Origin of the sequence: Aeromonas sp. ZOR0002 (genome assembly GCF_963866995.1) — a bacterium.
GTDB classification, from domain to species: domain Bacteria; phylum Pseudomonadota; class Gammaproteobacteria; order Enterobacterales; family Aeromonadaceae; genus Aeromonas; species Aeromonas caviae.
This window is the reverse complement of the sequence record NZ_CAWMFQ010000042.1, coordinates 1-24,762: the sequence shown is the minus strand read 5'-3', so window position 1 is coordinate 24,762 and position 24,762 is coordinate 1. Positions and strand designations below refer to the sequence as shown.

The window sequence follows — 24,762 nt, the reverse complement described above, 5'->3', positions numbered from 1 at the left end:
TAATGGCCGACCAGATCGCAATCTCGGTCCTGGGGGCGGGGTCTTATGGCTCCGCCCTTGCCATTTCTCTGGCGCGCAACGGTCATCCGACCCTGCTGTGGGGTCACGACCCTGCCCATGTCGCCGAGCTGGAACAGGATCGCTGCAACAAGGCATTCTTGCCGGATGTCCCCTTCCCGGCCGATCTGCAACTGACGTCGGATCTGCAGACGGCGGTGCAAGCCGCTCCCGTGCTGCTGCTGGTGGTGCCGAGCCATGTGTTCGGCCAGGTACTGGCCCGGGTCAAACCCTTCCTGCGCCCGGATACCCGGATCGCCTGGGCCACCAAGGGGCTGGAGCCGGACAGCGGCCGTCTGCTGCAAGAGGTGGCGCGGGAGGTGCTGGGGGATGCCATTCCACTGGCGGTCATCTCGGGCCCGACCTTCGCCCGCGAGCTGGCTGCCGGTCTGCCGACCGCCATCTCGGTGGCCTCGACCCACGACGACTTTGCCGACGATCTCTCCCACCTGCTGCACTGCGGCCGCTCGTTCCGGGTCTATACCAATCCGGACTTCATCGGTCTGCAGCTGGGCGGGGCGGTCAAGAACGTCATCGCCATCGGTGCCGGTCTCTCTGACGGACTCGGCTTTGGCGCCAATGCCAGAACCGCGCTCATCACCCGGGGTCTGGTGGAGATGCAGCGTCTGGGCGCCGCCCTCGGGGCCGACGCCAAGACCTTCATGGGGATGGCGGGGCTCGGGGATCTGGTGCTGACCTGTACCGACAACCAGTCGCGCAACCGCCGTTTCGGTCTGGCGCTGGGAGCGGGCAAGTCGGTTGACACCGCCATGGCCGAGATAGGCCAGGTGGTGGAAGGCTATCGCAACACCAAGGAAGTGCATCTGCTGGCGGCCCGTTGCGGCGTCGAGATGCCCATCTGCGAACAGATCTTCAAGGTGCTGTACGAAGGCAAGAATCCGAAAGAGGCAGCCATCGCCCTGCTGTCGCGAGACAAGAAGGACGAGTGATCTTCTGCCAGCCGCAGCATGCAAAAGGCCCCGCCAACTGGCGGGGCCTTTTCTTTGCCGCAAGGGGGCAAATCAGTAGTAGGAGTGGTCGCCGCGCTGGTGCTCGGTGGCATCCTTGACGCCGTTGAGCTCGCCCGGGAATTTCTCCAGCAGCTGCTTCTCGATCCCCTCTTTCAGGGTGTAGTCGACCATGGAGCAACCGTTGCAACCGCCGCCAAACTGCAGGATGGCCAGTTTGTCGTCGGTCAGCTCGACCAGGGTGACCTTGCCGCCGTGACCGGCCAGCATGGGGTTCACCTCGGACATCAACACGTACTCGATGCGGTCGATCAGCGGGGCGTCGTCGGCCACCTTGCGCATCTTGGCGTTGGGGGCTTTCAGGGTGAGCTGAGAGCCCATCTGATCGGTGACGAAGTCGATGGTGGCATCCACCAGGAAGGGGGCGCTCAGGGGATCGACCAGGCAGTCGAAGCCGCTGAAGGGCAGGTGCTGATCTTCCGGATCGACCGCGTCGGGTGGGCAATAGGATACGCCGCACTCGGCATTCTGGGTTCCCGGATTGACCACAAACACCCGGATGTTGGTGCCATCAGGCTGCTTCTCCAGCAACTTGCGGAAGTGGGCCTGGGCGGTGTCGGAAATGCTGATCATCACTATCCTCATAAACCTGAGTGTACGACTAGGGTATTCATGATAACTCGCTTGGCGGGGCTTGGGTAGCGTGCCGATGGCGAGCCTGTGAGCCCGGGCGTATCGGAATCATGCCGCCAGCGGACTCCCGGGCCGGATCCCTGCCCGGTTATTTCAGGTGTCGGAGGGTACGGCAGATGGCCCACACCTCTACCGTGGTGACGCCGTGCTCATGAAGCAACCGGGTGAGCTGACCTGCGGTGGCGCCCGTGGTGACCACATCATCGAGCAGTGCCACATGCCGGTAGTGGTGAGGTGCCATTTCGAAGGCGCCACGCAGATTGCGTCGCCGCTGGCCGGCACTGAGCCGGGTCTGTTGCGGGGTCGACCTTGTCCGGCGCAGTACGCGGGTGTCGCAAGGAATGCCGGTGAGTGCGCTCAGGGCATGGCCGATTTCTTCTGCCTGATTGAAGCCGCGCCACCACTGGCGCCACCAGTGCAGGGGAACCGGAATGATGACCTGTGGCGGGTTGGCGAGATCCAGATGATCTGCCAGCAGGCGGGCAAGCAGCGGCGCGAGCAGGATCTGACCGGAATACTTCAGCCGGGGGATGAGTTGGGCATAAGGTGCCTGATAGTCGCCGATCACCTGCAAACGCTCCCAGGGGGAGGGTCTGCGCTGGCAGCGACCGCACAGCAGTTCGCTCTCGCGATGTTGCTCCGGCAGCGGTGCTGCACACATCAGGCATCGTCTGTCGTGTTGGCGCTGGGCGTGGCGACACCAGGAGCACAACAAGGGCGTGTCATCACAGGGTTGGCGACAGAGCAGGCACAGACCGAGCCAGTCGGACTGGGTGCCAAGGATCGGACTTGCTTTGGCGAGCAGCCGCTTTAACATGCAGGCTCCAAGCAGATAAACAGGGATCTTGAGTCTAGATGAGCGTATCGGTTGAGCGGTTTGGCCAGGGCCCGGACCTGGTGTTGTTGCATGGCTGGGGCATGAACGGGGCCGTCTGGCATGGTATTGCCCAAGAACTGGCTGCCCACTATCGGCTGCATCTGGTGGACCTGCCCGGCTTTGGCAACAGCCCCCTGCAAGCAGGGACAGACTACACCCTGCCCTGGCTGGCAGAGCAGGTGGCGGCCATATTGCCTGAAAAATGCCATCTGCTCGGCTGGTCCCTCGGTGGTCTGGTGGCGAGTCAGTTGGCGCTGACCATGCCTGAACGCCTTCACTCTCTCATTACCGTAGCCAGTTCTCCCTGCTTCATGGCCCGCGACGAGTGGCCCGGGATTGCCCCCAAGGTGCTGGCGGGGTTCAACCAGATGCTGGCCGGCGACTTCATGCAGACCATAGAGCGCTTCCTCGCGATTCAGGCCATGGGCAGCGAGCACGCCAGAAACGACATTCGCCAGTTGCGTCACTGGCTGGCGGAGCGACCCGCTCCCCGGCTTGCGGCCCTGGAGGCGGGTCTGGGCCTGCTGGCCGAGGTCGATCTGCGGGATGAACTGATCGGCCTGGATCTGCCCTGGCTGCGTCTTTACGGCAGGCTGGATACCCTTGTGCCGAAGGCCGCCATTCCCTTGCTGGATGCGCGCTACCCTGCCAGCCACAGTCTGGTGCTGGAGAAGGCATCCCATGCTCCCTTCATCTCCCATCCAGAGCAGTTCATCACCCTCCTGCGGCGGTTCATTGACTGAGATTTGAGCGGCAGGCTTCAATAACTCGTCAGGTTGGTGGATAATTAGCCAACCCTACAGAGGAGTGTGCCAATGCGTATCGAATCAGCCATGACGGCGGGCGTGCAGGGGTTCCAACGGGCCGAGCAGTTGGCTGGCCAGGCGTCCAGCCAGATCGCCCGTCTCAATACGCCAGCGGGTGATCAGGTGCAGTTGCCGGATGAACTGGTGAATCTCAAGGTGGCCGAGCTGCATGCCGGGGCATCCGCCAAGGTGATCCAGACGGCCAGCGACATGCTGGGCACACTGATCGATATCCGGGTGTGACATGAACATCAACGTCAGTCTGCCGACCATCATTCCGAATCAACTGCAGCCGCAGACGGAATCGGCACAGACTGACAACCGCCGCGCAGAACTGGTACCCCCCAGCCGCCAGAGCGAAGCGTCCAACGCCGAGTCCGGCGTCGGTTCCCAGAAAGAGAGAGCCCGGGCCGCCCAGGCCAATCCCGCCGCCCCATCCTCGTCCACGAAAGAGAACAGCCAGACTGGCCCCGTGATGGTGGCGCACCGTTTTGTCGAGGCAACGGGGGAGGAGGGGGAGCGTCGACAACGTCAGGAGGGTGAACAGCAGGAGCAGCAAAAGCAGCAGCGTCAGGTGGCTGCGCTGGTCGAGCGGGATCTCGAAGTTCGCAAGCACGAGCAGGCGCACCAGGCAGCCGGCGGCGAGCATGCGGGGAGCCCTACCTACCAGTTTTCCCGTGGGCCGGATGGCAAGCGTTATGCCACCGGGGGGGAGGTGGTCATCGACATGGGGACCATTCCCGGGGATCCCGCCGCGACCATCGCCAAGATGCAGCAGGTGCGTGCCGCTGCACTGGCTCCCGATGAACCATCGTCACAAGACCTGAGTGTGGCCCGTGCCGCCTCTGGCAAGGAGGCACAGGCCCGCAAGGATCTGATGACCCTCAGGCAGGAAACCACAGGCCCGCTCGGTGCTTATATGGACAATCGAAACCAGGTGATTGCCAGGCACTATCAGCAAGCGGTGAGGCCAGCCTCCCCGCATAGCCTGAGTCAGGACGTTTGATCCCGCTCCGTGCAGGCATGAAAAAGCCCCTTTCGGGGCTTTTTTGCATTCTGGGGGCTTATTTCTTCAGTTTCGACAGGGCAGCCGCGAAGGCGTTGCCCATGGCACCCTCGGTCGAAGCGCTCTGACGGGGCGCCTGTTTAGGTCGGGCGTTGCCTGTGTGACGCGGCTCGGCCGGTTTGCGTGCAGGCTGGCCGGCTTTTTCATCCAGACGCATGGTCAGACTGATGCGTTTGCGCGGTACGTCGACTTCCAGCACCTTGACCCGGACGATGTCACCGGCCTTGACCACCTCGCGGGGATCTTTCACGAAGCGATCGGTCAGGGAGCTGATGTGCACCAGCCCGTCCTGATGGACGCCGATGTCGACGAAGGCGCCGAAGTTGGTGACGTTGGTGACCACACCCTCCAGCACCATCTCGGGCACCAGATCGCTGATTTTCTCCACCCCTTCCTTGAAGGTGGCGGTCTTGAACTCGGGACGCGGGTCGCGGCCGGGCTTGTCCAGCTCGCCAATGATGTCGGTGACGGTAGGCACCCCGAACTGCTCGTCGGTGTAGTCGGTGGGCTTGAGGGTGCGCAGCAGGCTGCTGTTGCCGAGCAGGCTGTCCACGGTCTGCTCCAGCTTGGCGAGGATCCGCTCCACCACCGGGTAGGATTCCGGGTGCACCGCCGAGCCGTCCAGCGGGTTGCTGCCGCCCCGAATGCGCAGGAAGCCGGCGCATTGCTCGAATGCCTTGGGCCCGAGTCGGCCAACTTTCAGCAACTGCTGACGACTCTTGAAGGCGCCGTTATCGTCGCGGTAGGCGACGATGTTCTGGGCCAGGGTCTGGGAGAGGCCGGAAACCCGGTTGAGCAGGGCGACCGAGGCGGTATTCACATCCACCCCCACCGCGTTCACGCAATCCTCGACCACCGCGTCGAGGCGGCGGGCCAGCTGGCTCTGGCCGACATCGTGCTGGTACTGGCCGACACCTATGCTCTTGGGATCGATCTTGACCAGCTCGGCCAGGGGATCCTGCAACCGGCGGGCGATGGAGACGGCACCGCGAATGGAGACGTCGAGATCCGGGAATTCCTGGGAGGCGAGCTCGGAGGCGGAGTAGACCGATGCCCCCGCTTCACTCACTACTATCTTCTGTGCCTTGGCGGCCGGGTAGCGCTCGAACAGATCGCTCACCAGGCGGTCGGTTTCCCGGGATGCGGTGCCGTTGCCGATGCTGATGAGCTCGACCTTGTGCTTCTGGCACAGCTCGCTCAGGGTCTTGAGACTCTGGTCAACCTGGCGTTTGGGTTCGAACGGATAGATGGTCGCGTGATCGACCAGCTTGCCGGTGGCATCCACCACCGCCACCTTGACCCCGGTGCGGATGCCGGGATCCAGCCCCATGGTGCAGCGCATGCCGGCCGGCGCTGCCATCAGCAGATCCTTGAGGTTCATGGCGAACACCTTGATCGCCTCGTCTTCTGCCGATTCGCGGATGCGGCCGATCAGCTCGGTTTCCATCTGCAGGGAGAGCTTGATCTTCCAGGTCCAGCTCACCACCCCCTGCAGCCACTTGTCGGCCGGGCGGTGTTGCAGGTTGAGTCTGAGGTGATGGGCGATGATCCCTTCGCAGGGGCTGGCACCCTCATCGTCGCCGGCGACCAGCGCCAGGTTGAGGATCCCCTCGTTGCGGCCGCGCAACATGGCCAGCACCCGGTGGGAGGGGGCCTTGTGCAGGGGTTCGTCATGTTCGAAGTAATCCTTGAACTTGGCCCCTTCCTGCTCCTTGCCGGCCACCACGCGAGCGCGCAGGGTGGCGTTGTGCCACAGGTAGTCCCGCAGCTTCTCCAGCAGGTCGGCCTGCTCGGCGAAGCGCTCCATCAGGATATAGCGGGCACCGTCGAGGGCGGCCTTGCCGTCGGTGATCCCCTGCTCGGCATTGAGGAAGCGAACCGCCTCCTGCTCGGGATCTTTCAGCGGGTCGCTCAGCAGCAGGTCGGCCAGTGGCTCCAACCCCGCTTCGATGGCCATCTGCCCCTTGGTGCGGCGCTTGGGCTTGTAGGGGAGGTAGAGGTCTTCCAGCCGGGTCTTGCTGTCGGCGTCGTTCAGCTCGCGGGCCAGCTCGGTGGTCAGTTTGCCCTGCTCTTCGATGGAGCGCAGGATCACCTGGCGGCGATCCGCCAGTTCACGCAGGTAGCCGAGGCGACTCTCCAGGGTACGCAGCTGGCTGTCGTCCAGACCGCCGGTCACCTCTTTGCGATAACGGGCGATGAAGGGGACGGTGGCACCTTCGTCCAGCAGGCGAACGGCGGCCTGCACCTGCTCCGGGCGGGCATTCAGCTCACCGGCAATCTGATGTTCTATTACGTGGCTTTGCATCGAGGGTCTCTTGGTCGGGTCCTGGTCAACGGGCAGGCGCGAGGCGATGTCGCCGGGCAGGGGTCTGTCCTGGCGGTACTCAAGGTACCAGCCGGACCACTGCCGCGCGGGCCGGTTGGCGCCGCAAGGCGCCGAGTGTGAGCACTATATGGGGTCGGGCAGCGGGATGCCACCCCGGCAGAAATGACGTTTCTCATACCCGGTGGGCGGACATGCTCGGTCTCTCCTGGCCTTGTCAGCCGATTTGGCAGTGAGGCTCGGCCTGGCTTATTTGGGATAGCTGATCTCATTGATGTACCAGCAGGCGTCACCCACTGGCGTTTGAACCATGGCTTCATCGCCCACCTCTTTCTTGAGCAGGGCACGGGCCATGGGGGAGTCGATGGAGATGTAATCCTTGCGGCCGAAGATCTCGTCATAGCCGACGATGCGAAAGCGCTTGGTCTCACCCTCGTCGTTTTCCACCTCGACCCAGGCGCCGAAGAAGACCTTGCCCTCCTGGGAGGGGGAGTAGTCGACTATGGTCAGCTCTTCCAGGCACTTGCGCAGGTAGCGAACCCGGCGGTCGATCTCCCGCAGGCGTTTCTTGTTGTACTGGTAATCGGCATTCTCGCTGCGATCACCCAGGCTCGCTGCCCAGGCCACTTTTTTGGTGACATCGGGCCTCTCCTCCCGCCAGAGCATGTCGTGCTCCTGCCGGAGCCTGGTGTAGCCTTCACGGGTAATGAGTTTGGTTTTCATGGGGTTATCACTCCCTCGCCAATTGCATCCGGTTGCCCGGGATCTTAGTCATTGTCGCCGCCCTGTCGAGCAAAAAGCGGAGCTGGTCATCCATCCTTCCCGGCTCCGGGGCCGAATGAGGGCAATAACCGGTAACATATTTATGCTTTGTGGTTGCAGGGGGCGGCTCTAGTATGAGGGGAGACAGAGAAGAGAGGTGGCAATGAGTCAGCAATACAAGGTCCTGGTGGTGGACGACGATCTGAAACTGCGTTCCTTGCTGGAGCGCTACCTCACCGAGCAGGGGTTTGTAGTGCGAGGTGTTGCCAACGGGGAGCAGGCCGATCGCCTGCTGACGCGTGAAAACTTCAGCCTGATGGTGCTTGATCTGATGCTGCCGGGGGAAGATGGCCTCTCCATCTGCCGCCGCCTGCGCGAGGCCGGCAACCAGATCCCCGTCTTGATGCTCACCGCCAAGGGAGACGAGGTTGATCGCATCGTCGGTCTGGAGATGGGGGCCGACGATTATCTGCCCAAACCGTTCAACCCCCGTGAGCTGCTGGCCCGGATCCGCGCCGTGCTGCGCCGCCATACCGTGGAGCTGCCCGGCGCCCCTTCCGCGGCGGAGAAGATGGTGAGTTTCGGGGCCTACCAGCTCAATCTGGCGACCCGTGAACTGAGCCGTGATGGCGAACCGGTTGCCCTGACCAGCGGGGAGTTCGCTGTGCTCAAGGTGCTGGTGAGTCATCCTCGCGAACCGCTCTCCCGTGACAAGCTGATGAACCTGGCCCGTGGTCGCGAGTACACGGCCACCGAGCGCAGCATCGACGTGCAGGTCTCCCGCCTGCGCCGCCTGCTGGAACAGGACCCGGCCCAGCCTCGCTATCTGCAGACCGTCTGGGGTCTGGGGTATGTGTTCGTACCGGACGGTGAGAACGCATGAAGAAAGTGGGCAGCATGTTCTCCCGCATGCTCTGGTTTCTGGCTGCCGTGCTGGTGGTCTATCAAGTCGTCTCCTACGTTACCTTCTACAACTACCTGCTGGCGCCGACCGTCAAGCAGATCAGCCACCTGCTGGCAAACCAGGTCAAACTCATCTTCCCGGTGGACAACAACCAGCTGGCGCTCAGTGAAGATGCCGAGGCGCTGGTCTATGTGACCACTGGCAGCGACATCTATACCCAGAGCGAGGCGGAGCAGCACGGGCTGAATGATTCCAAGCCCTACCCCTATCTGGAGCAGAGCATCAGCCGCGAATTGAAAGGGGATACCAGGGTCAGGGTTGAAATCCAGGATCACTACATCATCTGGATCCAGCCTCCCCAGGCCAGCCAGATGTGGGTGCGTATTCCCCTGACGGAAATTGAAGATGACGACATCGAACCGCTCATCCTCTATATGAGCGTCTTGCTGGTTGTGACCCTGTTTGCGGCCTGGCGTTTTGCCCGTCAGCTGGTGCGGCCGCTGGAGGATCTGGAAGCGGGGGCCGTGGCGGTAGCGCGCGGCAACTTTCCCGATGCCCTGGGGGAGCAGGGCTCGCGGGAGGTGCGCCGCCTGACCCGCACCTTCAACCACATGTCGAGCTCCATCAAGGGGCTGATCGAGGAGCGCAACCTGATGATGGCCGGGGTATCCCACGATTTGCGCACCCCTCTTACCCGTATTCGTCTCGCGACCGAGATGATGTCCTCCGGGGATGAGTACCTCAAGGAGAGCATCAATGCGGACATCGATGAGTCGAACGGCATCATCGATCAGTTCATCGACTACATTCGCCCGAACGAGGGGCTCGATGCCCGGCCCGTCGACCTGACCCAGCTCATTCACGATGCGTTGCTGATGCAGACCGATCAGGGACTGGAAGTGGAGCTGCTCCTGCCGGAGGAGGCGGTGCGTGTGGCCTGCCATCCCATCAGCATTCGCCGTATCCTCAACAATCTGTCGGGCAACTCCCTGCGCTATGGCGCGACCCGGTTGCAGGCCGAGCTCAGGGATGATGGCCACTGGGTGCGGCTGCGACTCTCCGACAATGGCCCGGGGATCGCAGAAGAGGACTACTCCCGGGTGCTCAAGCCCTTCACCCAGGGCAATGTGGCGCGCACCGGTGGCGGGAGTGGGCTGGGGCTGGCCATCGTTGCCAAGATAGTCTCCCAGCATCACGGCACCATCAGGCTGGGGCGCTCCGAACTGGGGGGCTTGCAGGTGGAGATCCGGCTACCCAAGAACCAGCCGCTGGAGTGGATGGATTGAAAGCAGGGCGTATCGAGGGATACGCCCTTTGTCTGTCAGGGGTGGGGGTCGCTCACCTTGCGGTAGCGCTTGCCATATTTGAGTTGCTGGATAAGCAGGGCGGCGACGATGAGAACCAGCCCGATGGGGGTTGCCGGGTGAATGGTTTCGCCGATCAACAGGTTGAGCAGCACCAGAGAGGCAAACGGCGAGATGAAGATAAGGTTGCTGATGGGGGCCGTGTTGGTGGCGTGGCGCAGGGCCATCAGCCAGAGCACGAAACCGAAACCCATCTCGAACAGCCCCACATAGATGGCGCCAGCCCATCCCTGCCAGGCAGTCATGGCAAAGTCCGAGAGCAACCAGGTCGCCACGATGATGAAGGGCAGGCTGATGAGGAAGCCGAGCAGCAGGCTGACGACGGGATCCCCCTGATTGCGGGTGTTGAGGATCCAGTAACCGGCCCAGATCAGGGTCGACACCAGCGCCAGCGTGACGCCGAGGGGGCTGTCGAACTGCAGACCGAACACGTCCCCCCTGGTGGCGATCACCAGGGCGCCGAAATAGCCGAGCACGATGGCGACGCCATCGCGGCGGCGCAGCTTTTGACCGAGGAAGGGAACGGCCAGCAGGCTGAGGGTGATGGCCCAGGTGTAGTTGAGAGTCTGCGCCTGCTGGGCGGGCAGCAGATCATATGCCTTGAACAGCAGCAGGTAATAGAGAAAGGGGTTCAGGACCCCGAGAGCGAGGTAGTAGAGGGGGCGACGCTTGATGTAGTCGAGCAGTAGCGGCAGTTTGCCCTGACAGGCCACGATGCACCCCAGGGTCAGGGTCGAGGTACAGGCCGCGACCAGCAGCAGCTGTACCGGTTCAAAGTAGGCGAGGGAGATCTTGAAGGCGCTGGCCACCGTGGACCAGAGGGCGACGGCACAGAGCCCGTACTGGTAGGCTTTCTTCTGATTCTTGAGCATGGGATGGGTTCCGCAGACAGGGGCGAGGGCGCAGTCTATCAGCCTGTTTGCAACATTGTCGTTACCCCTGCCAGGCAAGGGCTTGCCCAGCCGTTGGCGAGATCCATCTGTCACATAAAATTGCGCACAATCTGTCCGCCTTCACTTGCGTGAGTGGAAAAAATCCGTATAATCCCCTCCGCTTGCCCATGAGGCAGCCAGACGATATGTCTGCTTGCTGAGCTTCCCGTTTACGAGTTGCCAGCCATACAGTCCTCCCGATATGGGAGGAAACGTGAAAAATCACACCTCTGGCGGGAGTAGTCCCGGTCGGGCGGTGTTGATTTATGTTCTTTTATCTATTGGAGCTCTGTCAATGCAGAACCAAAGAATCCGTATCCGCCTGAAGGCTTTTGATCATCGCCTGATCGATCAATCCACTGCGGAAATCGTTGAAACTGCTAAGCGCACTGGCGCGCAGGTTCGCGGTCCTATCCCGCTGCCGACTCGCAAAGAGCGTTTCACCGTTCTGATCTCCCCGCACGTCAACAAAGACGCGCGTGATCAGTACGAGATCCGCACTCACAAGCGTCTGGTAGACATCGTTGAGCCGACTGACAAGACCGTAGACGCTCTGATGCGTCTGGATCTGGCAGCTGGTGTAGACGTCCAGATCAGCCTGGGTTAATTACGGAAAGAGGTTGATAACAATGACAATCGGTCTTGTAGGTCGCAAAGTGGGTATGACTCGCATCTTCACTGAAGATGGCGTTTCTATCCCGGTGACTGTTATCGAAGTTGAAGCTAACCGTGTAACTCAGGTCAAATCTGTAGAAACCGACGGCTACAACGCTATTCAGGTTACCACTGGCGCCAAGAAAGCCAGCCGCGTAACCAAGCCGGAAGCTGGCCACTTCGCCAAAGCTGGTGTAGAAGCCGGTCGCGGTCTGTGGGAATTCCGCCTGAACAACGGTGAAACTTTCACTGTTGGTAGCGAGCTGAAAGTAGATCTTCTCGCTGACGTTAAGCTGGTAGACGTTACCGGCACATCCAAGGGTAAAGGTTTTGCCGGTACTGTTAAGCGCTGGAACTTCCGTACCCAGGATATGACCCACGGTAACTCCCTGTCCCACCGTGTACCTGGCTCCATCGGTCAAAACCAGACCCCGGGCCGTGTATTCAAGGGCAAGAAGATGGCTGGTCACATGGGTGCTGAGCGTGTAACGACTCAGAACCTGGAACTGGTTCGTGTTGACGCTGAACGCAACCTGCTGCTCATCAAAGGCGCAGTACCGGGTGCAACCAACGGCAACGTGATCGTTAAACCTGCCGTCAAAGCGTAACGTCTGAGGAGATAGTAATGGAATTGGTAATGAAAGACGCCAAGAGCGCTCTTGAAGTTTCCGAGACTACCTTCGGGCGCGAATTCAACGAAGCTCTGGTTCACCAGGTTGTCGTTGCATATGCCGCTGGTGCCCGTCAGGGTACTCGTGCGCAGCTGACTCGCTCTGAAGTGTCTGGTGGCGGCAAAAAGCCGTGGCGTCAGAAGGGTACTGGTCGTGCCCGTGCTGGCTCCATCCGTTCGCCCATCTGGCGTTCCGGTGGTGTGACCTTTGCTGCTAAGCCGCAAGATCACAGCCAGAAAGTAAACAAGAAGATGTACCGCGGCGCTATCCGTAGCATCCTGTCCGAGCTGGTACGTCAAGAGCGCCTGATCGTTGTTGAGAAGTTCGGCATCGAAGCGCCGAAGACCAAAGAACTGATCGCCAAGCTGAAAGAAATGGAACTGACTGACGTTCTGATCGTGACTGCTGAAGTCGATGAGAACCTGTTCCTGGCTGCTCGTAACCTGTACAAAGTTGACGTGCGTGACGTTGCCGGTATCGACCCGGTCAGCCTGATCGCTTTCGACAAGGTTCTGATGACTGCTGACGCAGTTAAGCAAATCGAGGAGATGCTGGCATGATCCGTGAAGAGCGTCTGCTGAAAGTTCTGAAGGCTCCGCACATCTCTGAAAAGAGCACCATGGTCGCAGAAAAGCAGAACACTATCGTGTTCAAAGTTGCTGTTGATGCCACCAAGGCGGAAGTCAAAGCTGCAGTTGCGAAACTGTTCGAGGTCGAAGTTGAGACCGTCCGTACCCTGAACATGAAGGGTAAGACCAAGCGCGCAGGTGCACGCGTAGGCCGTCGTTCCGATTGGAAAAAGGCTTATGTGACCCTGAAAGCTGGTCAGGACATCGACTTCATGGGCGCAGCCGAGTAAGAGGAGTTCTGAAAAATGGCAATCGTTAAGTGCAAGCCTACTTCTCCGGGCCGCCGCCACGTCGTCAAGATCGTCAACCAAGAGCTGTACAAGGGCAAGCCCTTCGCCGCTCTGCTGGACAGCAAAAGCAAGTCCGGTGGCCGTAACAACAACGGTCGTATCACCACTCGTCACATCGGTGGTGGTCACAAGCAACACTACCGTCTGATCGACTTCAAGCGCGACAAAGACGGCATTCCGGCCAAAGTTGAGCGTCTGGAATACGATCCTAACCGTACCGCAAACATCGCCCTGGTGCTGTATGCAGACGGTGAGCGTCGTTACATCCTGGCTCCGAAAGGCCTGAAAGCTGGTGATGCAATCGCCTCTGGTGCTGATGCTGCCATCAAGGTAGGTAACACCCTGCCGATGCGCAACATCCCGGTCGGTTCTACCGTTCACGCCGTTGAGATGAAGCCTGGTAAAGGTGCCCAGCTGGCTCGTTCCGCTGGTACTTTCATCCAGATCCTGGCTCGTGAAGGTAACTATGTAACTCTGCGTCTGCGTTCCGGCGAAGTACGTAAAGTTCTGGCCGAGTGCCGCGCTACCATCGGTGAAGTGGGTAACTCCGAGCACATGCTGCGTCAACTGGGTAAAGCCGGTGCTAACCGCTGGCGTGGTATTCGTCCGACCGTTCGCGGTATGGCGATGAACCCGGTTGATCACCCGCACGGTGGTGGTGAGGGTCGTAACAAGGGCATGCAGCCTGTGTCCCCATGGGGCCAGAAGGCTAAGGGCTTCAAGACCCGTAAGAACAAGCGTACCGACAAGTACATCGTACGTCGTCGTAACAAGTAATTGTTAACATAGAGGAATCACCATGCCACGTTCTCTCAAGAAGGGTCCATTTATCGACCTGCACTTGCTGAAGAAGGTAGAGAAAGCGGTGGAAAGCGGGGATAAAAAGCCGGTTAAGACCTGGTCCCGTCGTTCAATGATCATCCCGAACATGATCGGTTTGACCATCGCTGTCCATAATGGTCGTCAGCACGTTCCGGTTTTCGTTACCGAAGAAATGATCGGTCACAAACTGGGTGAATTCGCACCGACTCGTACTTATCGCGGCCATGCTGCTGATAAGAAGGCTAAGAAGCGCTAAGGGATAAATGATGGAAGCTATCGCTAAACACCGTTATGCCCGTACTTCTGCCCAGAAAGCTCGTCTGGTAGCCGATCAAGTACGTGGTCTGTCCGTAGACAAGGCTCTGAACATCCTGACCTTCAGCCCGAAAAAGGCTGCTGTTCTGGTGAAGAAAGTGCTGGAATCTGCCATTGCCAACGCTGAGCACAACGAAGGTGCCGATATCGACACCCTGCGTGTTGCCACCATCATGGTAGACGAAGGTCCCTCCATGAAGCGCATCCGCCCGCGTGCCAAAGGTCGCGCGGATCGTATCCTCAAGCGTACCGCTCACATCACTGTAGTGGTATCCGACGCTAAGGCTGGGAGATAAGCAATGGGTCAGAAAGTACATCCTAATGGCATTCGCCTGGGTATTACCAAGCCTTGGAATTCTACCTGGTTCGCGAACACCAAAGACTTCGCTGACAACCTGTACAGCGATTTCCAAGTACGCCAGTTCCTGACCAAGGAGCTGAAAAACGCTTCCTTGTCCAAGATCACTATCGAGCGTCCGGCCAAGAGCATCCGTGTGACCATTCACACCGCTCGTCCGGGCGTCGTGATCGGCAAGAAAGGCGAAGACGTTGAAAAACTGCGCAAAGCTGTAGCCGCAATCGCTGGCGTGCCTGCTCAAATCAACATTTCCGAAGTCCGCAAGCCGGAGCTGGATGGCAAACTGGTTGCCGACAGCATCACTTCCCAGCTGGAGCGTCGCGTAATGTTCCGTCGTGCTATGAAGCGCGCCGTACAGAACGCCATGCGCCTGGGTGCCAAGGGCATCAAAGTGGAAGTTTCCGGTCGTCTGGGCGGTGCTGAAATCGCGCGTACCGAATGGTACCGTGAAGGTCGTGTGCCCCTGCACACCCTGCGCGCCGACATCGACTACGCAACTTCTGAAGCCCACACCACTTACGGTGTGATCGGCGTTAAAGTTTGGATCTTCAAGGGCGAAGTTCTGGGCGGTCTGGCTGCAGTCAATGCTGCCGCTGCTCAAGAGCAAGCTCCTGCGAAGCCCAAGCGTGACAACAAGCGCCGCGCTGCCAAGTAAGGAGATTCGGTAAATGTTGCAACCTAAGCGTACTAAATTCCGCAAGACCCACAAGGGTCGTAACCGCGGTCTGGCCAATGCCGGTAACGAAGTATCCTTCGGTACCTTTGGCCTGAAGGCGACATCTCGTGGTCAACTGACTGCTCGTCAAATCGAAGCAGCCCGTCGTGCCATGACCCGTCACGTTAAGCGTCAAGGCAAGATCTGGATCCGTGTGTTCCCGGACAAGCCCATCACCGAAAAGCCCCTCGAAGTTCGTATGGGTAAAGGTAAGGGTAACGTGGAATACTGGGTTTGCCCGATCCAGCCTGGCAAGGTTCTGTACGAGATGGATGGTGTACCTGAGGCTCTGGCGCGTGAAGCGTTTGCCCTGGCCGCAGCTAAGCTGTCTGTTCAGACCACTTTCGTAATTAAGACGGTGATGTGATGAAAGCCCAAGATCTGCGTCAAAAGAGCGTCGAAGAACTGAACCAGGAGCTGCTGGGTCTGCTGCGTGAGCAATTCAACATGCGCATGCAAGCTTCCACCGGCCAGCTGGCTCAGACTCACACTCTGAAACAAGTGCGTCGTGACGTCGCACGTATTAAGACTGTACTGACTGAGAAGGCAGGTGCGTAATGACTGACAAGATCCGTACTCTGCAAGGTCGTGTAATTAGCGACAAGATGGACAAGTCCATCACCGTCGCTATCGAGCGCAAGGTAAAGCACCCGATCTACGGTAAGATCATCAAGCGCACTACCAAGTTGCACGTGCATGACGAGAACAACGAGTGCAAGGCTGGCGATCTCGTGGAAATCCGCGAGTGCCGCCCGCTGTCCAAGACCAAGTCCTGGACCCTGGTTGCTGTCGTAGAAAAGGCCTAATTCGGTACTTTTTAGCCCAAACGGCCCCCCATCGGGGCCGTTTGTTTTTTAGGCTACCTTTTCAAAAATAGCTGTGTTATAGTTTCGCGCCTTTTGAAGGCAGCCAGATCCCATCAGGGATAAGAAGTAAACAAAGCGGAGCACTAAGATGATCCAGATGCAAAGTATGCTGGGTGTTGCCGACAACTCCGGCGCTCGCAGTGTAATGTGTATTAAGGTTCTGGGTGGTTCGCACCGCCGTTATGCCGGCATCGGCGACATCATCAAGGTTTCCATCAAGGAAGCCATTCCTCGCGGTAAAGTGAAGAAAGGTGATGTGTATAACGCGGTGGTCGTACGCACCCGTAAAGGCGTTCGTCGTCCGGACGGCTCTGTCATCCGTTTCGACAACAATGCGGCTGTGTTGCTTAACAACAACCAACAGCCAATCGGTACTCGTATTTTTGGCCCGGTGACCCGTGAACTCCGTAACGAGAAGTTCATGAAGATTGTGTCCCTGGCACCCGAAGTACTGTAAGGAGTCGAACGATGGCAGCTAAAATCCGTCGCGAAGACGAAGTAATTGTTCTTACCGGCAAAGACAAGGGCAAGCGTGGCAAAGTCACTCAAGTCCTGATTGCAAAAGGTAAGGTAATCGTGGAAGGCATCAACCAGGTGAAGAAACACCAAAAGCCGGTACCCGCACTGGGTCAGGCTGGCGGCATCGTCACCAAAGAAGCCCCCATCGATGTATCTAACGTCGCGCTGTTCAACTCTGCCACTGGCAAGGCTGACCGCGTTGGTTTCCGGATTGAAGACGGCAAGAAAGTCCGTTTCTTCAAATCCACCGGCGAACTTGTGAAGTAATTGGAGTTTAACGATGGCGAAACTGCATGATTACTACAAATCCGATGTAGTAAATGAACTGTCCAAGCAGTTCGGTTACAAGACTATCATGCAAGTCCCTCGGATCGAGAAAATCACCCTGAACATGGGTGTTGGTGAAGCGATCTCTGACAAGAAGTTGCTGGAAAATGCTGCTGCCGATATGGCTGCCATTTCCGGTCAGAAGCCGCTGATCACCAAAGCACGCAAATCTGTTGCGGGCTTCAAGATTCGTGAAGGCTACCCGATAGGTTGTAAAGTAACCCTGCGTGGCGAGCGTATGTGGGAGTTCCTGGAACGGCTGATTTGCATCTCCGTACCGCGTATCCGTGACTTCCGTGGTCTGAACGCCAAGGCGTTCGATGGCCGTGGTAACTACTCCATGGGCGTGCGTGAGCAAATCATCTTCCCGGAAATCGACTATGACAAGGTCGATCGCGTCCGTGGTCTGGATATCACCATCACCACTTCCGCGAATACCGACGAAGAAGGCCGTGCTCTGCTGGCTGCCTTTAACTTCCCATTCCGCAAGTAAGGTTAGGGTTATGGCTAAAACATCCATGAAAGCACGTGAAGCAAAGCGTGCGAAGCTGGCAGCCAAGTTCGCGACCAAGCGTACCGAGCTGAAAGCTATCATCGTTGATATGAACGCTTCTGAAGAAGCGCGTTGGGATGCTGTCTTGCAACTGCAACAGCTGCCCCGTGATTCCAGTCCGTCCCGCCAGCGTAACCGTTGCAACATCACTGGTCGTCCGCACGGTTTCCTGCGGAAGTTTGGCCTCTCTCGCATCAAGGTGCGTGAGCATGCCATGAAGGGCGAAATTCCGGGCCTCAAAAAGGCCTCTTGGTAAGAATCTCGGGAGTTAGACTATGAGCATGCAAGATCCGATCGCGGATATGCTGACCCGCATCCGTAACGGTCAGGCGGCGAGCAAAGTTGCGGTTTCCATGCCTTCTTCCAAGCTGAAAGTGGCTATCGCCAAAGTGCTGAAAGAAGAAGGTTACATCGCTGGCTACAACGTAGCTGGTGACGTGAAACCGGAACTGGAAATCGAACTGAAGTATTTCCAGGGCAAGCCGGTTGTAGAACTGATCCAACGCGTGAGCCGTCCCGGCCTGCGTATTTACAAGCGCACTACTGATCTGCCGAAAGTCATGGGCGGTCTCGGTGTTGCTATCGTGTCCACGTCTAAAGGTGTGATGACCGACCGTGCTGCCCGCAAGGCAAGCATGGGTGGTGAGATCATCTGCTACGTCGCTTAATAGGAGGTCGGAAATGTCTCGCGTTGCTAAGGCACCCGTCACTATTCCTGCTGGCGTAGAGGTGACTCTGAACGGCCAAGAACTGTCCATCAAAGGTGGCAAGGGTTCCCTGGTTCGTTCCATCCACGCTGGTGTAGAAGTGACCAAAGAAGACAATGTACTGAAGTTCGCCCCGCGCGACGGCATCGCTGGTGCTGACGCTCAGGCCGGTACTGCCCGTGCATTGGTCAACAACATGGTAGTCGGTGTTACCCAAGGCTTCGAGCGCAAGCTGCAGCTGGTTGGTGTAGGTTACAAAGCCTCCATCAAGGGCAATGCTGTTGCGCTGGCACTGGGCTTCTCTCACCCGGTAGAGCATGCGCTGCCGGCTGGTGTCACCGCTGAATGTCCGTCCGCCACCGAGATCGTTCTGCGTGGTGTGGACAAGCAGCTGGTTGGCCAAGTCGCCGCCGATATCCGTGCTTACCGCGCTCCGGAGCCCTACAAGGGCAAGGGTGTACGCTATGCCAACGAGCAAGTGCGTACTAAAGAAGCTAAGAAGAAGTAAGGTAACACTATGGACAAGAAAGCAGCTCGTCTCCGTCGTGCTACTCGTGCTCGGAAAAAGATGCAGGAACTGGGAGCTACCCGTCTGGTTGTTCACCGTACCCCGCGTCATATCTATGCGCAGGTTATTGCAGCCAACGGTTCCGAAGTTCTGGCCTCTGCTTCCACAGTAGAGAAAGCCATCAGTGAAGCTCTGAAATACACCGGTAACGCAGATGCTGCTACCGCTGTAGGTAAGGCTATCGCTGAGCGTGCTATTGCCAAAGGCGTTCAGAACGTATCTTTCGATCGTTCCGGTTTCAAGTATCACGGTCGTGTAGCCGCTCTGGCTGCCGCTGCTCGTGACGCTGGTCTTCAGTTCTAAGCTAGGAGTCGAAGATGGCTAAAGTCGAATCTCAAGCCGGCGAACTGCAAGAAAAGCTCATTGCAGTAAACCGCGTTTCGAAAACTGTTAAAGGTGGTCGTATCATGTCCTTCACCGCGTTGACCGTGGTGGGTGATGGTAACGGCCGTGTAGGTTACGGTTACGGTAAGGCCCGTGAAGTTCCGGCCGCCATTCAAAAGGCGATGGAACAGGCTAAACGTAACCTGAACAAGGTTGAGCTGAACAACGGCACCCTGCACCACCCGGTGCGTGGCGTTCACTCTGGTTCCACCGTGTTCATGAAGCCGGCCTCCCAAGGTACTGGTATCATTGCAGGCGGCGCCATGCGTGCCGTACTGGAAGTTGCTGGTATCCACAACGTGCTGGCCAAGACCTACGGTTCCACCAACCCAATCAACGTTGTTCGCGCAACTGTCGACGCTCTGGTTCACGGTCAATCACCGGAACAGATCGCGGCCAAGCGTGGTCTGCGCGTTGAAGAAATTCTGGGGTAATGCGACATGGCTAACACTGTAAAAGTAACTCAAACTCGCAGCTCTATCGGCCGTCTGCCAAAGCATAAGGCGACTCTGCGTGGTCTGGGTCTGCGTCGCATTGGTCACACCGTTGAGCTGGAAGATACTCCCTGCGTACGCGGTATGATCAACCAGGTTTATTACATGGTTAAGGTGGAGGGCTAAGCATGCGTCTGAATACTCTGTCTCCGGCCGCTGGCTCCAAGCGCGTCAAGCACCGTCCGGGCCGTGGTATCGGTTCTGGTCTGGGCAAGACCGGTGGTCGTGGTGTTAAAGGTCAAACCTCTCGTTCCGGTGGCGGCAAGGTCCGCAACGGTTTCGAAGGCGGCCAGATGCCTTTGAAAATCCGTCTGCCGAAGTTCGGTTTCTTCTCTCGCAAATCTTTGGTTTCTGCCGAAGTGCGCCTGAACGAAATCGCCCTGGTAGAAGGTGATGTGGTCGACGTGAGCACTCTGAAGCAAGCCGGTGTTATTACCAAAAACATCGTGTTCGCTAAAGTTGTTCTGTCTGGCAACATTGACCGTGCTGTGACCGTTCGTGGTCTGTCCGTCACCAAGGGTGCACGTGCAGCCATCGAGGCCGCTGGCGGTAAAATCGAGGAATAATCAGTACAATGGCTAAGAAACCAGGATTGGATGTTAAAGCACAAGGTGGTCTGAGCGAACTGAAGAGCCGTCTGCTCTTCGTTCTCGGGGCAATTATCGTGTTCCGTGCAGGCTCTTATGTGCCGATCCCTGGTATTGACGCCGCCGTACTGGCCGAGTTGTTCCAACAACAGAAGGGCACCATCATTGAGATGTTCAACATGTTCAGTGGTGGTGCACTCTCGCGTGCTTCTATTCTTGCACTGGGGATCATGCCGTACATTTCGGCGTCGATCATTATCCAGTTGCTGACTGTGGTTCACCCTGCTCTTGCTGAACTCAAGAAAGAAGGTGAATCCGGCCGTCGCAAGATTAGCCAATATACCCGTTGGGGCACGCTGGTTTTGGGAACGTTCCAGGCCATTGGTATTGCAACAGGTCTGCCGAATATGATGCAAGGACTCGTGACTCATCCGGGTTTGGGCTTCTATTTCACAGCCGTTGTGAGTCTGGTCACCGGTACCATGTTCTTGATGTGGTTGGGTGAACAGATTACCGAGCGTGGGATTGGTAATGGTATCTCGTTGATTATCTTCACAGGTATCGTCGCCGGTCTGCCTCATGCCATTGGCGCTACGGCCGAACAGGCACGTCAAGGGGAATTGCACATCCTGCTGTTGTTGTTGCTGGGCTTGATAGTTTTCGCTGTGACTTACTTTGTGGTGTTCGTGGAGCGTGGTCAGCGTCGTATCGTCGTTAACTATGCCAAGCGTCAACAAGGCCGCCAGGTATTCGCTGCGCAAAGCACACACCTGCCGTTGAAAGTGAATATGGCCGGTGTGATTCCTGCGATTTTCGCATCCAGCATCATCCTCTTCCCGGGTACCATTACCTCCTGGTTTGGTCAGGGCGAGGGCAAGATCGCTGACATTCTGCAACAGGTCTCTATGGTCCTGCAGCCGGGTCAGCCCTTGTACGAGATGCTCTATGCAGCAGCCATTATCTTCTTCTGCTTCTTCTATACCGCGCTGGTGTTCAACCCCCGCGAGACAGCAGATAACCTGAAGAAGAGTGGAGCCTTTATCCCGGGGATCCGCCCGGGCGAGCAGACAGCACGTTACATCGATAAGGTTATGACTCGCCTGACATTGGCAGGTGCGCTCTATATTACCTTTATCTGTCTGGTACCCCAGTTCCTGATGACTGCCTGGAACGTACAGTTCTACTTCGGTGGCACCTCGCTGCTGATTATCGTGGTAGTTATCATGGACTTCATGGCTCAGGTTCAGACCCATATGATGTCTCATCAATATGGCGACGTCCTGAGGAAGGCCAACCTGAAGGGCTACGGCCGCTAAAGGTCGGCGTAGTTACGGAGTTAAGCAATGAAAGTTCGTGCTTCCGTTAAGGCAATCTGCCGTAACTGCAAAATCATCAAGCGTCACGGTGTGGTGCGTGTGATTTGCAGCGAGCCAAAGCATAAACAGCGCCAAGGCTAATTTTTTACGGTTAGTACTTGCAACAAATAGTTGTGCTGGCTAATATAGCCAGCCAACTTTTGTTGTGTATTGGTTGACCGCCACGTATCCGCTCACGGGCTTTGTGGTGGTCGTTATCTACTATATGTAGGAGTGAATAGTGGCCCGTATCGCTGGCATTAACATTCCTGACCATAAACATGCAGTCATTGCGTTGACTGCTATTTATGGCGTCGGTCGTACCCGCTCCAAGGCCATCTGTGCCGCAGCCGGTATCGCTGAGAATGTGAAAATTAAAGACCTGGACGAAGCTCAGATCGAGAGTCTGCGTGAACAAGTAGGTAAATTCACCGTCGAAGGTGACCTGCGTCGTCAGATTTCCATGAACATCAAGCGATTGATGGATCTGGGTTGCTACCGTGGTTTGCGTCACCGTCGTAGCCTGCCTGTTCGTGGTCAACGTACCAAGACCAACGCTCGTACCCGTAAGGGTCCGCGCAAGGCTATCAAGAAGTAACGGGAAGGTAGAAAATGGCTAAAACTCCGACTCGTGCTCGCAAGCGCGTTAAAAAGCAAGTGAGCGACGGTATTGCGCACGTTCATGCATCTTTCAACAACACAATCGTGACCATTACTGACCGTCAGGGCAATGCTCTGTCTTGGGCTACCTCTGGTGGTTCCGGTTTCCGTGGTTCCCGTAAGTCCACTCCGTTTGCTGCCCAGGTAGCTGCTGAGCGTGCTGGTGAGATCGCCAAAGAATACGGCGTGAAGAACCTGGAAGTCATGGTCAAAGGTCCGGGTCCCGGTCGTGAGTCTTCCATCCGCGCTCTGAACGCGGCTGGTTTCCGCATCACTAACATTACTGATGTGACTCCGATCCCGCACAACGGTTGTCGTCCTCCCAAGAAGCGCCGCGTGTAACGCTGTAGCTACTTGGTCTAGGATTGTTGGAGAAAGAAGATGGCAAGATATATCGGTCCTAAGCTTAAGCTTAGCCGTCGTGAGGGCACCGACCTCTTCCTGAAGTCTGGTGTTCGTGCGATTGATTCTAAGTGCAAGATTGACACCGTTCCTGGTCAACACGGTGCGCGTAAAGCGCGTCTGTCCGACTACGGTGTGCAACTGCGCGAGAAACAAAAAGTACGTCGTATCTACGGCGTATTGGAAAAACAGTTCCGCAACTACTACCGCGACGCTGCCCGTCAAAAGGGTAACACCGGTGAAAACCTGTTGCAGCTGCTGGAAGGTCGTCTGGACAACGTCGTCTACCGCATGGGCTTCGGCGCCACTCGTGCTGAATCTCGTCAGCTGGTGAGCCACAAAGCCATCATGGTAAACGGCCGCGTTGTGAATGTTCCTTCTTTCCAGGTATCCCCTGAGGACGTGATCTGCGTTCGCGAGAAGGCTAAGAAGCAAGCGCGTATCAAAGCTTCCCTGGAAGTTGCTGGTCAGCGCGAGAAGCCGACTTGGGTAGAGGTTGACGCTGCTAAGATGGAAGGTGCCTTCAAGCGCCTGCCGGAGCGTTCCGACCTGTCTGCCGACATTAACGAACAGCTGATCGTCGAGCTTTACTCCAAGTAAAGCTAGCTTCTAAAGAGAGGACACAATGCTGGGTTCTGTAACAGATTTTCTTAAACCGCGGCTAGTTGACATCGAGCAAGTTAGCCCGACTCACGCGAAAGTGACTCTCGAGCCGCTTGAGCGTGGCTTTGGCCACACGCTGGGCAATGCCCTGCGTCGTATTTTGCTGTCATCTATGCCCGGTTGTGCGGTTACTGAAGTCGAGATCGACGGAGTACTGCACGAGTACAGCAGCAAAGAAGGTGTACAGGAAGACATTCTTGAAATCCTGCTCAACCTGAAAGGTATCGCTGTGAAGCTGGAAGGCAAGGACGAGGTAACTCTGTCCCTGACCAAGTCTGGAACAGGCCCCGTTACCGCTGGTGATATCACTCACGGTGATGAAGTCGAGATCGTAAACCCGGAGCACGTAATCTGCCACCTGACTGGTACAAATGCTGAGATCAGCATGCGCCTGAAAGTTCAGCGCGGTCGTGGTTATGTGCCTGCTTCTGCTCGTGTTCACAACGATGATGAAGAGCGTCCTATCGGTCGCCTGCTGCTGGACTCCGCGTTCAGCCCCATCGTTCGCATCGCCTACAATGTCGAGGCGGCACGTGTGGAACAGCGCACCGACTTGGACAAGCTGGTTATCGACATGGAGACCAATGGTACTCTGGATCCGGAAGAAGCCATCCGTCGTTCCGCCACTATTCTGGCAGAGCAACTGGAAGCCTTCGTGGATCTGCGCGATGTCAGCGTGCCCGAGAAGAAAGAAGAGAAACCCGAGTTTGATCCGATTCTGCTGCGTCCTGTCGATGATTTGGAGCTGACAGTTCGTTCAGCGAACTGTCTGAAGGCAGAAGCTATCCACTATATTGGTGATCTGGTACAGCGTACCGAAGTTGAGTTGCTTAAGACTCCTAACCTCGGTAAGAAGTCCCTGACTGAGATCAAGGACGTGTTGGCCTCCCGTGGTCTGTCTCTTGGCATGCGCCTTGAGAACTGGCCGCCCGCCAGCATCGCTGACGAGTAATCCAGATTACGGGTTTCACAGATTTAGTTAGAAGGATAAGGTCATGCGCCATCGTTTGAGTGGTCGTCAACTGAACCGGAACAGCAGCCATCGTCAGGCTATGTTCCGCAACATGGCCAGCTCCCTGGTTCGTCATGAGATCATCAAGACGACTCTGCCTAAGGCAAAAGAGCTGCGTCGTGTAGTTGAACCGCTGATCACCCTTGCCAAGACTGATAGCGTTGCTAATCGTCGCCTGGCATTTGCCCGTACTCGCGATAACGCGATCGTGGCTAAGCTGTTCAATGAACTGGGCCCGCGCTACCTGGAGCGCGCCGGCGGTTATACTCGCATTCTGAAATGCGGTTTCCGTGCTGGCGACAATGCTCCTATGGCTTACATTGAGCTGGTAGACCGCCCGGCCGCTGCTGAAGCAGCTGCTGAGTGATATAAAGATAAAGCCGGGCTTGTCCCGGCTTTTCTTCTGGTGGATTCTGATACTGCCTCTACTGCCTCTACTGCCTCTACTGCCTCTACTGC

At 57.6% G+C, this 24,762-nt stretch carries 39 protein-coding genes; 34 read left to right on the top strand and 5 right to left on the bottom strand.

Annotation, left to right across the window (positions count from 1 at the left end):
• The first annotated feature begins 2 nt into the window (after window positions 1-2).
• Window positions 3-1,007 carry an NAD(P)H-dependent glycerol-3-phosphate dehydrogenase gene (gpsA, locus tag AACR77_RS03200; protein WP_041212174.1) on the top strand — a complete coding sequence of 335 codons (1,005 nt, stop codon included), beginning with the start codon at window positions 3-5 and terminating at the stop codon, window positions 1,005-1,007.
• 72 nt (window positions 1,008-1,079) lie between these two features.
• Here the strand turns inward: gpsA and nfuA are convergent, their stop codons facing one another.
• The gene (nfuA, locus tag AACR77_RS03195; protein WP_010672549.1) at window positions 1,080-1,658 is read right to left on the bottom strand and encodes a Fe-S biogenesis protein NfuA; all 579 of its coding nucleotides are present in this window, start codon (window positions 1,656-1,658) and stop codon (window positions 1,080-1,082) included.
• A gap of 148 nt (window positions 1,659-1,806) precedes the next feature.
• Window positions 1,807-2,535, bottom strand: a complete 729-nt coding sequence (locus AACR77_RS03190) for a ComF family protein (protein ID WP_042877964.1) — start codon at window positions 2,533-2,535, stop codon at window positions 1,807-1,809.
• Between the two features lie 38 nt (window positions 2,536-2,573).
• Between AACR77_RS03190 and bioH the strand changes: the two genes are divergently transcribed.
• The 3 genes from bioH (at window position 2,574) to AACR77_RS03175 (ending at window position 4,407) form a co-directional block, all read left to right on the top strand.
• Window positions 2,574-3,338 carry a pimeloyl-ACP methyl ester esterase BioH gene (gene bioH, locus AACR77_RS03185; RefSeq protein WP_010672551.1) on the top strand — a complete coding sequence of 255 codons (765 nt, stop codon included), beginning with the start codon at window positions 2,574-2,576 and terminating at the stop codon, window positions 3,336-3,338.
• A gap of 72 nt (window positions 3,339-3,410) precedes the next feature.
• A complete protein-coding gene (locus tag AACR77_RS03180; RefSeq protein WP_010672552.1) occupies window positions 3,411-3,644 on the top strand; it encodes a hypothetical protein in 234 nt (77 codons plus the stop codon).
• 1 nt (window position 3,645) lies between these two features.
• On the top strand, window positions 3,646-4,407 hold the full coding sequence (locus AACR77_RS03175) for a putative metalloprotease CJM1_0395 family protein (RefSeq protein ID WP_042877962.1): 762 nt from the start codon (window positions 3,646-3,648) through the stop codon (window positions 4,405-4,407).
• Window positions 4,408-4,465: 58 nt separating this feature from the next.
• Here AACR77_RS03175 and AACR77_RS03170 read toward each other — a convergent pair whose 3' ends face one another.
• Both AACR77_RS03170 and greB read right to left on the bottom strand, forming a co-directional pair.
• On the bottom strand, window positions 4,466-6,772 hold the full coding sequence (locus tag AACR77_RS03170) for a Tex family protein (RefSeq protein WP_042877960.1): 2,307 nt from the start codon (window positions 6,770-6,772) through the stop codon (window positions 4,466-4,468).
• Window positions 6,773-7,039: 267 nt separating this feature from the next.
• Window positions 7,040-7,513, bottom strand: coding sequence for a transcription elongation factor GreB (gene greB / locus AACR77_RS03165; protein ID WP_039039492.1), 474 nt, complete (start codon window positions 7,511-7,513; stop codon window positions 7,040-7,042).
• Window positions 7,514-7,715: 202 nt separating this feature from the next.
• On the opposite strand from greB, the gene ompR reads away from it, so the two are divergent.
• A complete protein-coding gene (gene ompR, locus AACR77_RS03160) occupies window positions 7,716-8,435 on the top strand; it encodes an osmolarity response regulator transcription factor OmpR (RefSeq protein ID WP_010672556.1) in 720 nt (239 codons plus the stop codon).
• The gene (gene envZ / locus AACR77_RS03155) at window positions 8,432-9,742 is read left to right on the top strand and encodes a two-component system sensor histidine kinase EnvZ (protein WP_010672557.1); all 1,311 of its coding nucleotides are present in this window, start codon (window positions 8,432-8,434) and stop codon (window positions 9,740-9,742) included. Before ompR ends, envZ begins: the two co-directional genes overlap by 4 nt.
• 35 nt (window positions 9,743-9,777) lie before the next feature.
• Here envZ and AACR77_RS03150 read toward each other — a convergent pair whose 3' ends face one another.
• On the bottom strand, window positions 9,778-10,692 hold the full coding sequence (locus AACR77_RS03150; RefSeq protein ID WP_039039491.1) for a DMT family transporter: 915 nt from the start codon (window positions 10,690-10,692) through the stop codon (window positions 9,778-9,780).
• A gap of 355 nt (window positions 10,693-11,047) precedes the next feature.
• Here AACR77_RS03150 and rpsJ point away from each other — a divergent pair, with 355 nt between their 5' ends.
• From rpsJ to rplQ, 28 genes are all read left to right on the top strand, one after another.
• Window positions 11,048-11,359 carry a 30S ribosomal protein S10 gene (gene rpsJ / locus AACR77_RS03145; protein ID WP_005307944.1) on the top strand — a complete coding sequence of 104 codons (312 nt, stop codon included), beginning with the start codon at window positions 11,048-11,050 and terminating at the stop codon, window positions 11,357-11,359.
• Between the two features lie 22 nt (window positions 11,360-11,381).
• Window positions 11,382-12,014: a 50S ribosomal protein L3 gene (rplC, locus tag AACR77_RS03140; protein ID WP_010672559.1), complete on the top strand. Its 633-nt coding sequence runs from the start codon at window positions 11,382-11,384 to the stop codon at window positions 12,012-12,014.
• A 17-nt stretch (window positions 12,015-12,031) separates the two neighbouring features.
• Window positions 12,032-12,637, top strand: a complete 606-nt coding sequence (gene rplD / locus AACR77_RS03135) for a 50S ribosomal protein L4 (protein ID WP_005340616.1) — start codon at window positions 12,032-12,034, stop codon at window positions 12,635-12,637.
• The gene (gene rplW, locus AACR77_RS03130) at window positions 12,634-12,936 is read left to right on the top strand and encodes a 50S ribosomal protein L23 (protein WP_005307955.1); all 303 of its coding nucleotides are present in this window, start codon (window positions 12,634-12,636) and stop codon (window positions 12,934-12,936) included. The genes rplD and rplW overlap by 4 nt, the downstream gene beginning before the upstream one ends.
• Window positions 12,937-12,951: 15 nt before the next feature.
• Window positions 12,952-13,773, top strand: a complete 822-nt coding sequence (gene rplB / locus AACR77_RS03125; RefSeq protein WP_010672560.1) for a 50S ribosomal protein L2 — start codon at window positions 12,952-12,954, stop codon at window positions 13,771-13,773.
• 22 nt (window positions 13,774-13,795) lie between these two features.
• Window positions 13,796-14,074, top strand: coding sequence for a 30S ribosomal protein S19 (gene rpsS, locus AACR77_RS03120; RefSeq protein ID WP_005307960.1), 279 nt, complete (start codon window positions 13,796-13,798; stop codon window positions 14,072-14,074).
• Window positions 14,075-14,084: 10 nt separating this feature from the next.
• Window positions 14,085-14,429 carry a 50S ribosomal protein L22 gene (gene rplV / locus AACR77_RS03115; RefSeq protein WP_010672561.1) on the top strand — a complete coding sequence of 115 codons (345 nt, stop codon included), beginning with the start codon at window positions 14,085-14,087 and terminating at the stop codon, window positions 14,427-14,429.
• Window positions 14,430-14,432: 3 nt separating this feature from the next.
• Entirely contained in the window at window positions 14,433-15,146 is a 714-nt protein-coding gene (gene rpsC / locus AACR77_RS03110) for a 30S ribosomal protein S3 (protein WP_005331168.1), read from the top strand.
• A gap of 13 nt (window positions 15,147-15,159) precedes the next feature.
• Window positions 15,160-15,573 carry a 50S ribosomal protein L16 gene (rplP, locus tag AACR77_RS03105; RefSeq protein ID WP_010672562.1) on the top strand — a complete coding sequence of 138 codons (414 nt, stop codon included), beginning with the start codon at window positions 15,160-15,162 and terminating at the stop codon, window positions 15,571-15,573.
• Window positions 15,573-15,764: a 50S ribosomal protein L29 gene (rpmC, locus tag AACR77_RS03100; protein ID WP_005307965.1), complete on the top strand. Its 192-nt coding sequence runs from the start codon at window positions 15,573-15,575 to the stop codon at window positions 15,762-15,764. Before rplP ends, rpmC begins: the two co-directional genes overlap by 1 nt.
• Window positions 15,764-16,012, top strand: a complete 249-nt coding sequence (gene rpsQ, locus AACR77_RS03095; protein ID WP_005307966.1) for a 30S ribosomal protein S17 — start codon at window positions 15,764-15,766, stop codon at window positions 16,010-16,012. The genes rpmC and rpsQ overlap by 1 nt, the downstream gene beginning before the upstream one ends.
• A gap of 148 nt (window positions 16,013-16,160) precedes the next feature.
• Window positions 16,161-16,529, top strand: coding sequence for a 50S ribosomal protein L14 (gene rplN, locus AACR77_RS03090; RefSeq protein ID WP_005307975.1), 369 nt, complete (start codon window positions 16,161-16,163; stop codon window positions 16,527-16,529).
• Window positions 16,530-16,540: 11 nt separating this feature from the next.
• Entirely contained in the window at window positions 16,541-16,858 is a 318-nt protein-coding gene (rplX, locus tag AACR77_RS03085) for a 50S ribosomal protein L24 (protein ID WP_005307977.1), read from the top strand.
• Window positions 16,859-16,871: 13 nt separating this feature from the next.
• Window positions 16,872-17,411, top strand: a complete 540-nt coding sequence (gene rplE / locus AACR77_RS03080; protein WP_005331162.1) for a 50S ribosomal protein L5 — start codon at window positions 16,872-16,874, stop codon at window positions 17,409-17,411.
• 10 nt (window positions 17,412-17,421) lie between these two features.
• On the top strand, window positions 17,422-17,727 hold the full coding sequence (gene rpsN, locus AACR77_RS03075) for a 30S ribosomal protein S14 (protein WP_005331161.1): 306 nt from the start codon (window positions 17,422-17,424) through the stop codon (window positions 17,725-17,727).
• A 19-nt stretch (window positions 17,728-17,746) separates the two neighbouring features.
• The gene (rpsH, locus tag AACR77_RS03070; protein ID WP_010672564.1) at window positions 17,747-18,139 is read left to right on the top strand and encodes a 30S ribosomal protein S8; all 393 of its coding nucleotides are present in this window, start codon (window positions 17,747-17,749) and stop codon (window positions 18,137-18,139) included.
• Between the two features lie 13 nt (window positions 18,140-18,152).
• Complete coding sequence (rplF, locus tag AACR77_RS03065) at window positions 18,153-18,686, top strand: 50S ribosomal protein L6 (protein ID WP_010672565.1); 534 nt, start codon at window positions 18,153-18,155, stop codon at window positions 18,684-18,686.
• A gap of 9 nt (window positions 18,687-18,695) precedes the next feature.
• A complete protein-coding gene (gene rplR / locus AACR77_RS03060; protein ID WP_010672566.1) occupies window positions 18,696-19,049 on the top strand; it encodes a 50S ribosomal protein L18 in 354 nt (117 codons plus the stop codon).
• 14 nt (window positions 19,050-19,063) lie between these two features.
• Window positions 19,064-19,564: a 30S ribosomal protein S5 gene (rpsE, locus tag AACR77_RS03055; protein ID WP_005340605.1), complete on the top strand. Its 501-nt coding sequence runs from the start codon at window positions 19,064-19,066 to the stop codon at window positions 19,562-19,564.
• 6 nt (window positions 19,565-19,570) lie between these two features.
• Complete coding sequence (rpmD, locus tag AACR77_RS03050; RefSeq protein WP_005307985.1) at window positions 19,571-19,750, top strand: 50S ribosomal protein L30; 180 nt, start codon at window positions 19,571-19,573, stop codon at window positions 19,748-19,750.
• 2 nt (window positions 19,751-19,752) lie between these two features.
• Window positions 19,753-20,190: a 50S ribosomal protein L15 gene (rplO, locus tag AACR77_RS03045; RefSeq protein ID WP_005307987.1), complete on the top strand. Its 438-nt coding sequence runs from the start codon at window positions 19,753-19,755 to the stop codon at window positions 20,188-20,190.
• A gap of 8 nt (window positions 20,191-20,198) precedes the next feature.
• The gene (gene secY / locus AACR77_RS03040) at window positions 20,199-21,527 is read left to right on the top strand and encodes a preprotein translocase subunit SecY (RefSeq protein ID WP_010672567.1); all 1,329 of its coding nucleotides are present in this window, start codon (window positions 20,199-20,201) and stop codon (window positions 21,525-21,527) included.
• 27 nt (window positions 21,528-21,554) lie between these two features.
• Window positions 21,555-21,668, top strand: a complete 114-nt coding sequence (gene rpmJ / locus AACR77_RS03035; RefSeq protein ID WP_005319705.1) for a 50S ribosomal protein L36 — start codon at window positions 21,555-21,557, stop codon at window positions 21,666-21,668.
• Between the two features lie 139 nt (window positions 21,669-21,807).
• Window positions 21,808-22,164, top strand: coding sequence for a 30S ribosomal protein S13 (gene rpsM / locus AACR77_RS03030; protein WP_005307991.1), 357 nt, complete (start codon window positions 21,808-21,810; stop codon window positions 22,162-22,164).
• A gap of 14 nt (window positions 22,165-22,178) precedes the next feature.
• The gene (gene rpsK / locus AACR77_RS03025) at window positions 22,179-22,568 is read left to right on the top strand and encodes a 30S ribosomal protein S11 (RefSeq protein ID WP_005319702.1); all 390 of its coding nucleotides are present in this window, start codon (window positions 22,179-22,181) and stop codon (window positions 22,566-22,568) included.
• Between the two features lie 39 nt (window positions 22,569-22,607).
• A complete protein-coding gene (gene rpsD, locus AACR77_RS03020; protein ID WP_010672568.1) occupies window positions 22,608-23,228 on the top strand; it encodes a 30S ribosomal protein S4 in 621 nt (206 codons plus the stop codon).
• 25 nt (window positions 23,229-23,253) lie between these two features.
• Window positions 23,254-24,243: a DNA-directed RNA polymerase subunit alpha gene (locus AACR77_RS03015; protein ID WP_042877958.1), complete on the top strand. Its 990-nt coding sequence runs from the start codon at window positions 23,254-23,256 to the stop codon at window positions 24,241-24,243.
• A 43-nt stretch (window positions 24,244-24,286) separates the two neighbouring features.
• Window positions 24,287-24,670: a 50S ribosomal protein L17 gene (gene rplQ, locus AACR77_RS03010; RefSeq protein ID WP_005307999.1), complete on the top strand. Its 384-nt coding sequence runs from the start codon at window positions 24,287-24,289 to the stop codon at window positions 24,668-24,670.
• Window positions 24,671-24,762 lie beyond the last annotated feature (92 nt).

Bases quoted from the DNA above. Each gene is read 5' to 3' on its own strand.
- rplW (WP_005307955.1), top strand. From the start codon at position 12,634: ATGATCCGTGAAGAGCGTCTGCTGAAAGTTCTGAAGGCTCCGCACATC.
- rplC (WP_010672559.1), top strand. From the start codon at position 11,382: ATGACAATCGGTCTTGTAGGTCGCAAAGTGGGTATGACTCGCATCTTC.
- rplO (WP_005307987.1), top strand. From the start codon at position 19,753: ATGCGTCTGAATACTCTGTCTCCGGCCGCTGGCTCCAAGCGCGTCAAG.
- AACR77_RS03175 (WP_042877962.1), top strand. From the start codon at position 3,646: ATGAACATCAACGTCAGTCTGCCGACCATCATTCCGAATCAACTGCAG.
- rplD (WP_005340616.1), top strand. From the start codon at position 12,032: ATGGAATTGGTAATGAAAGACGCCAAGAGCGCTCTTGAAGTTTCCGAG.
- rpsH (WP_010672564.1), top strand. From the start codon at position 17,747: ATGAGCATGCAAGATCCGATCGCGGATATGCTGACCCGCATCCGTAAC.
- rpmJ (WP_005319705.1), top strand. From the start codon at position 21,555: ATGAAAGTTCGTGCTTCCGTTAAGGCAATCTGCCGTAACTGCAAAATC.
- rpsK (WP_005319702.1), top strand. From the start codon at position 22,179: ATGGCTAAAACTCCGACTCGTGCTCGCAAGCGCGTTAAAAAGCAAGTG.
- rpsN (WP_005331161.1), top strand. From the start codon at position 17,422: ATGGCTAAAACATCCATGAAAGCACGTGAAGCAAAGCGTGCGAAGCTG.
- bioH (WP_010672551.1), top strand. From the start codon at position 2,574: ATGAGCGTATCGGTTGAGCGGTTTGGCCAGGGCCCGGACCTGGTGTTG.
- rpsE (WP_005340605.1), top strand. From the start codon at position 19,064: ATGGCTAAAGTCGAATCTCAAGCCGGCGAACTGCAAGAAAAGCTCATT.
- rplV (WP_010672561.1), top strand. From the start codon at position 14,085: ATGGAAGCTATCGCTAAACACCGTTATGCCCGTACTTCTGCCCAGAAA.
- envZ (WP_010672557.1), top strand. From the start codon at position 8,432: ATGAAGAAAGTGGGCAGCATGTTCTCCCGCATGCTCTGGTTTCTGGCT.
- AACR77_RS03015 (WP_042877958.1), top strand. From the start codon at position 23,254: ATGCTGGGTTCTGTAACAGATTTTCTTAAACCGCGGCTAGTTGACATC.
- AACR77_RS03150 (WP_039039491.1), bottom strand. From the start codon at position 10,692: ATGCTCAAGAATCAGAAGAAAGCCTACCAGTACGGGCTCTGTGCCGTC.
- rplN (WP_005307975.1), top strand. From the start codon at position 16,161: ATGATCCAGATGCAAAGTATGCTGGGTGTTGCCGACAACTCCGGCGCT.
- ompR (WP_010672556.1), top strand. From the start codon at position 7,716: ATGAGTCAGCAATACAAGGTCCTGGTGGTGGACGACGATCTGAAACTG.
- rplB (WP_010672560.1), top strand. From the start codon at position 12,952: ATGGCAATCGTTAAGTGCAAGCCTACTTCTCCGGGCCGCCGCCACGTC.
- AACR77_RS03170 (WP_042877960.1), bottom strand. From the start codon at position 6,772: ATGCAAAGCCACGTAATAGAACATCAGATTGCCGGTGAGCTGAATGCC.
- rpsQ (WP_005307966.1), top strand. From the start codon at position 15,764: ATGACTGACAAGATCCGTACTCTGCAAGGTCGTGTAATTAGCGACAAG.
- rplR (WP_010672566.1), top strand. From the start codon at position 18,696: ATGGACAAGAAAGCAGCTCGTCTCCGTCGTGCTACTCGTGCTCGGAAA.
- secY (WP_010672567.1), top strand. From the start codon at position 20,199: ATGGCTAAGAAACCAGGATTGGATGTTAAAGCACAAGGTGGTCTGAGC.
- rpsJ (WP_005307944.1), top strand. From the start codon at position 11,048: ATGCAGAACCAAAGAATCCGTATCCGCCTGAAGGCTTTTGATCATCGC.
- rplQ (WP_005307999.1), top strand. From the start codon at position 24,287: ATGCGCCATCGTTTGAGTGGTCGTCAACTGAACCGGAACAGCAGCCAT.
- greB (WP_039039492.1), bottom strand. From the start codon at position 7,513: ATGAAAACCAAACTCATTACCCGTGAAGGCTACACCAGGCTCCGGCAG.
- rplX (WP_005307977.1), top strand. From the start codon at position 16,541: ATGGCAGCTAAAATCCGTCGCGAAGACGAAGTAATTGTTCTTACCGGC.
- nfuA (WP_010672549.1), bottom strand. From the start codon at position 1,658: ATGATCAGCATTTCCGACACCGCCCAGGCCCACTTCCGCAAGTTGCTG.
- rplE (WP_005331162.1), top strand. From the start codon at position 16,872: ATGGCGAAACTGCATGATTACTACAAATCCGATGTAGTAAATGAACTG.
- rplF (WP_010672565.1), top strand. From the start codon at position 18,153: ATGTCTCGCGTTGCTAAGGCACCCGTCACTATTCCTGCTGGCGTAGAG.
- rpsC (WP_005331168.1), top strand. From the start codon at position 14,433: ATGGGTCAGAAAGTACATCCTAATGGCATTCGCCTGGGTATTACCAAG.
- gpsA (WP_041212174.1), top strand. From the start codon at position 3: ATGGCCGACCAGATCGCAATCTCGGTCCTGGGGGCGGGGTCTTATGGC.
- rpmC (WP_005307965.1), top strand. From the start codon at position 15,573: ATGAAAGCCCAAGATCTGCGTCAAAAGAGCGTCGAAGAACTGAACCAG.
- AACR77_RS03180 (WP_010672552.1), top strand. From the start codon at position 3,411: ATGCGTATCGAATCAGCCATGACGGCGGGCGTGCAGGGGTTCCAACGG.
- rpmD (WP_005307985.1), top strand. From the start codon at position 19,571: ATGGCTAACACTGTAAAAGTAACTCAAACTCGCAGCTCTATCGGCCGT.
- AACR77_RS03190 (WP_042877964.1), bottom strand. From the start codon at position 2,535: ATGTTAAAGCGGCTGCTCGCCAAAGCAAGTCCGATCCTTGGCACCCAG.
- rplP (WP_010672562.1), top strand. From the start codon at position 15,160: ATGTTGCAACCTAAGCGTACTAAATTCCGCAAGACCCACAAGGGTCGT.
- rpsD (WP_010672568.1), top strand. From the start codon at position 22,608: ATGGCAAGATATATCGGTCCTAAGCTTAAGCTTAGCCGTCGTGAGGGC.
- rpsS (WP_005307960.1), top strand. From the start codon at position 13,796: ATGCCACGTTCTCTCAAGAAGGGTCCATTTATCGACCTGCACTTGCTG.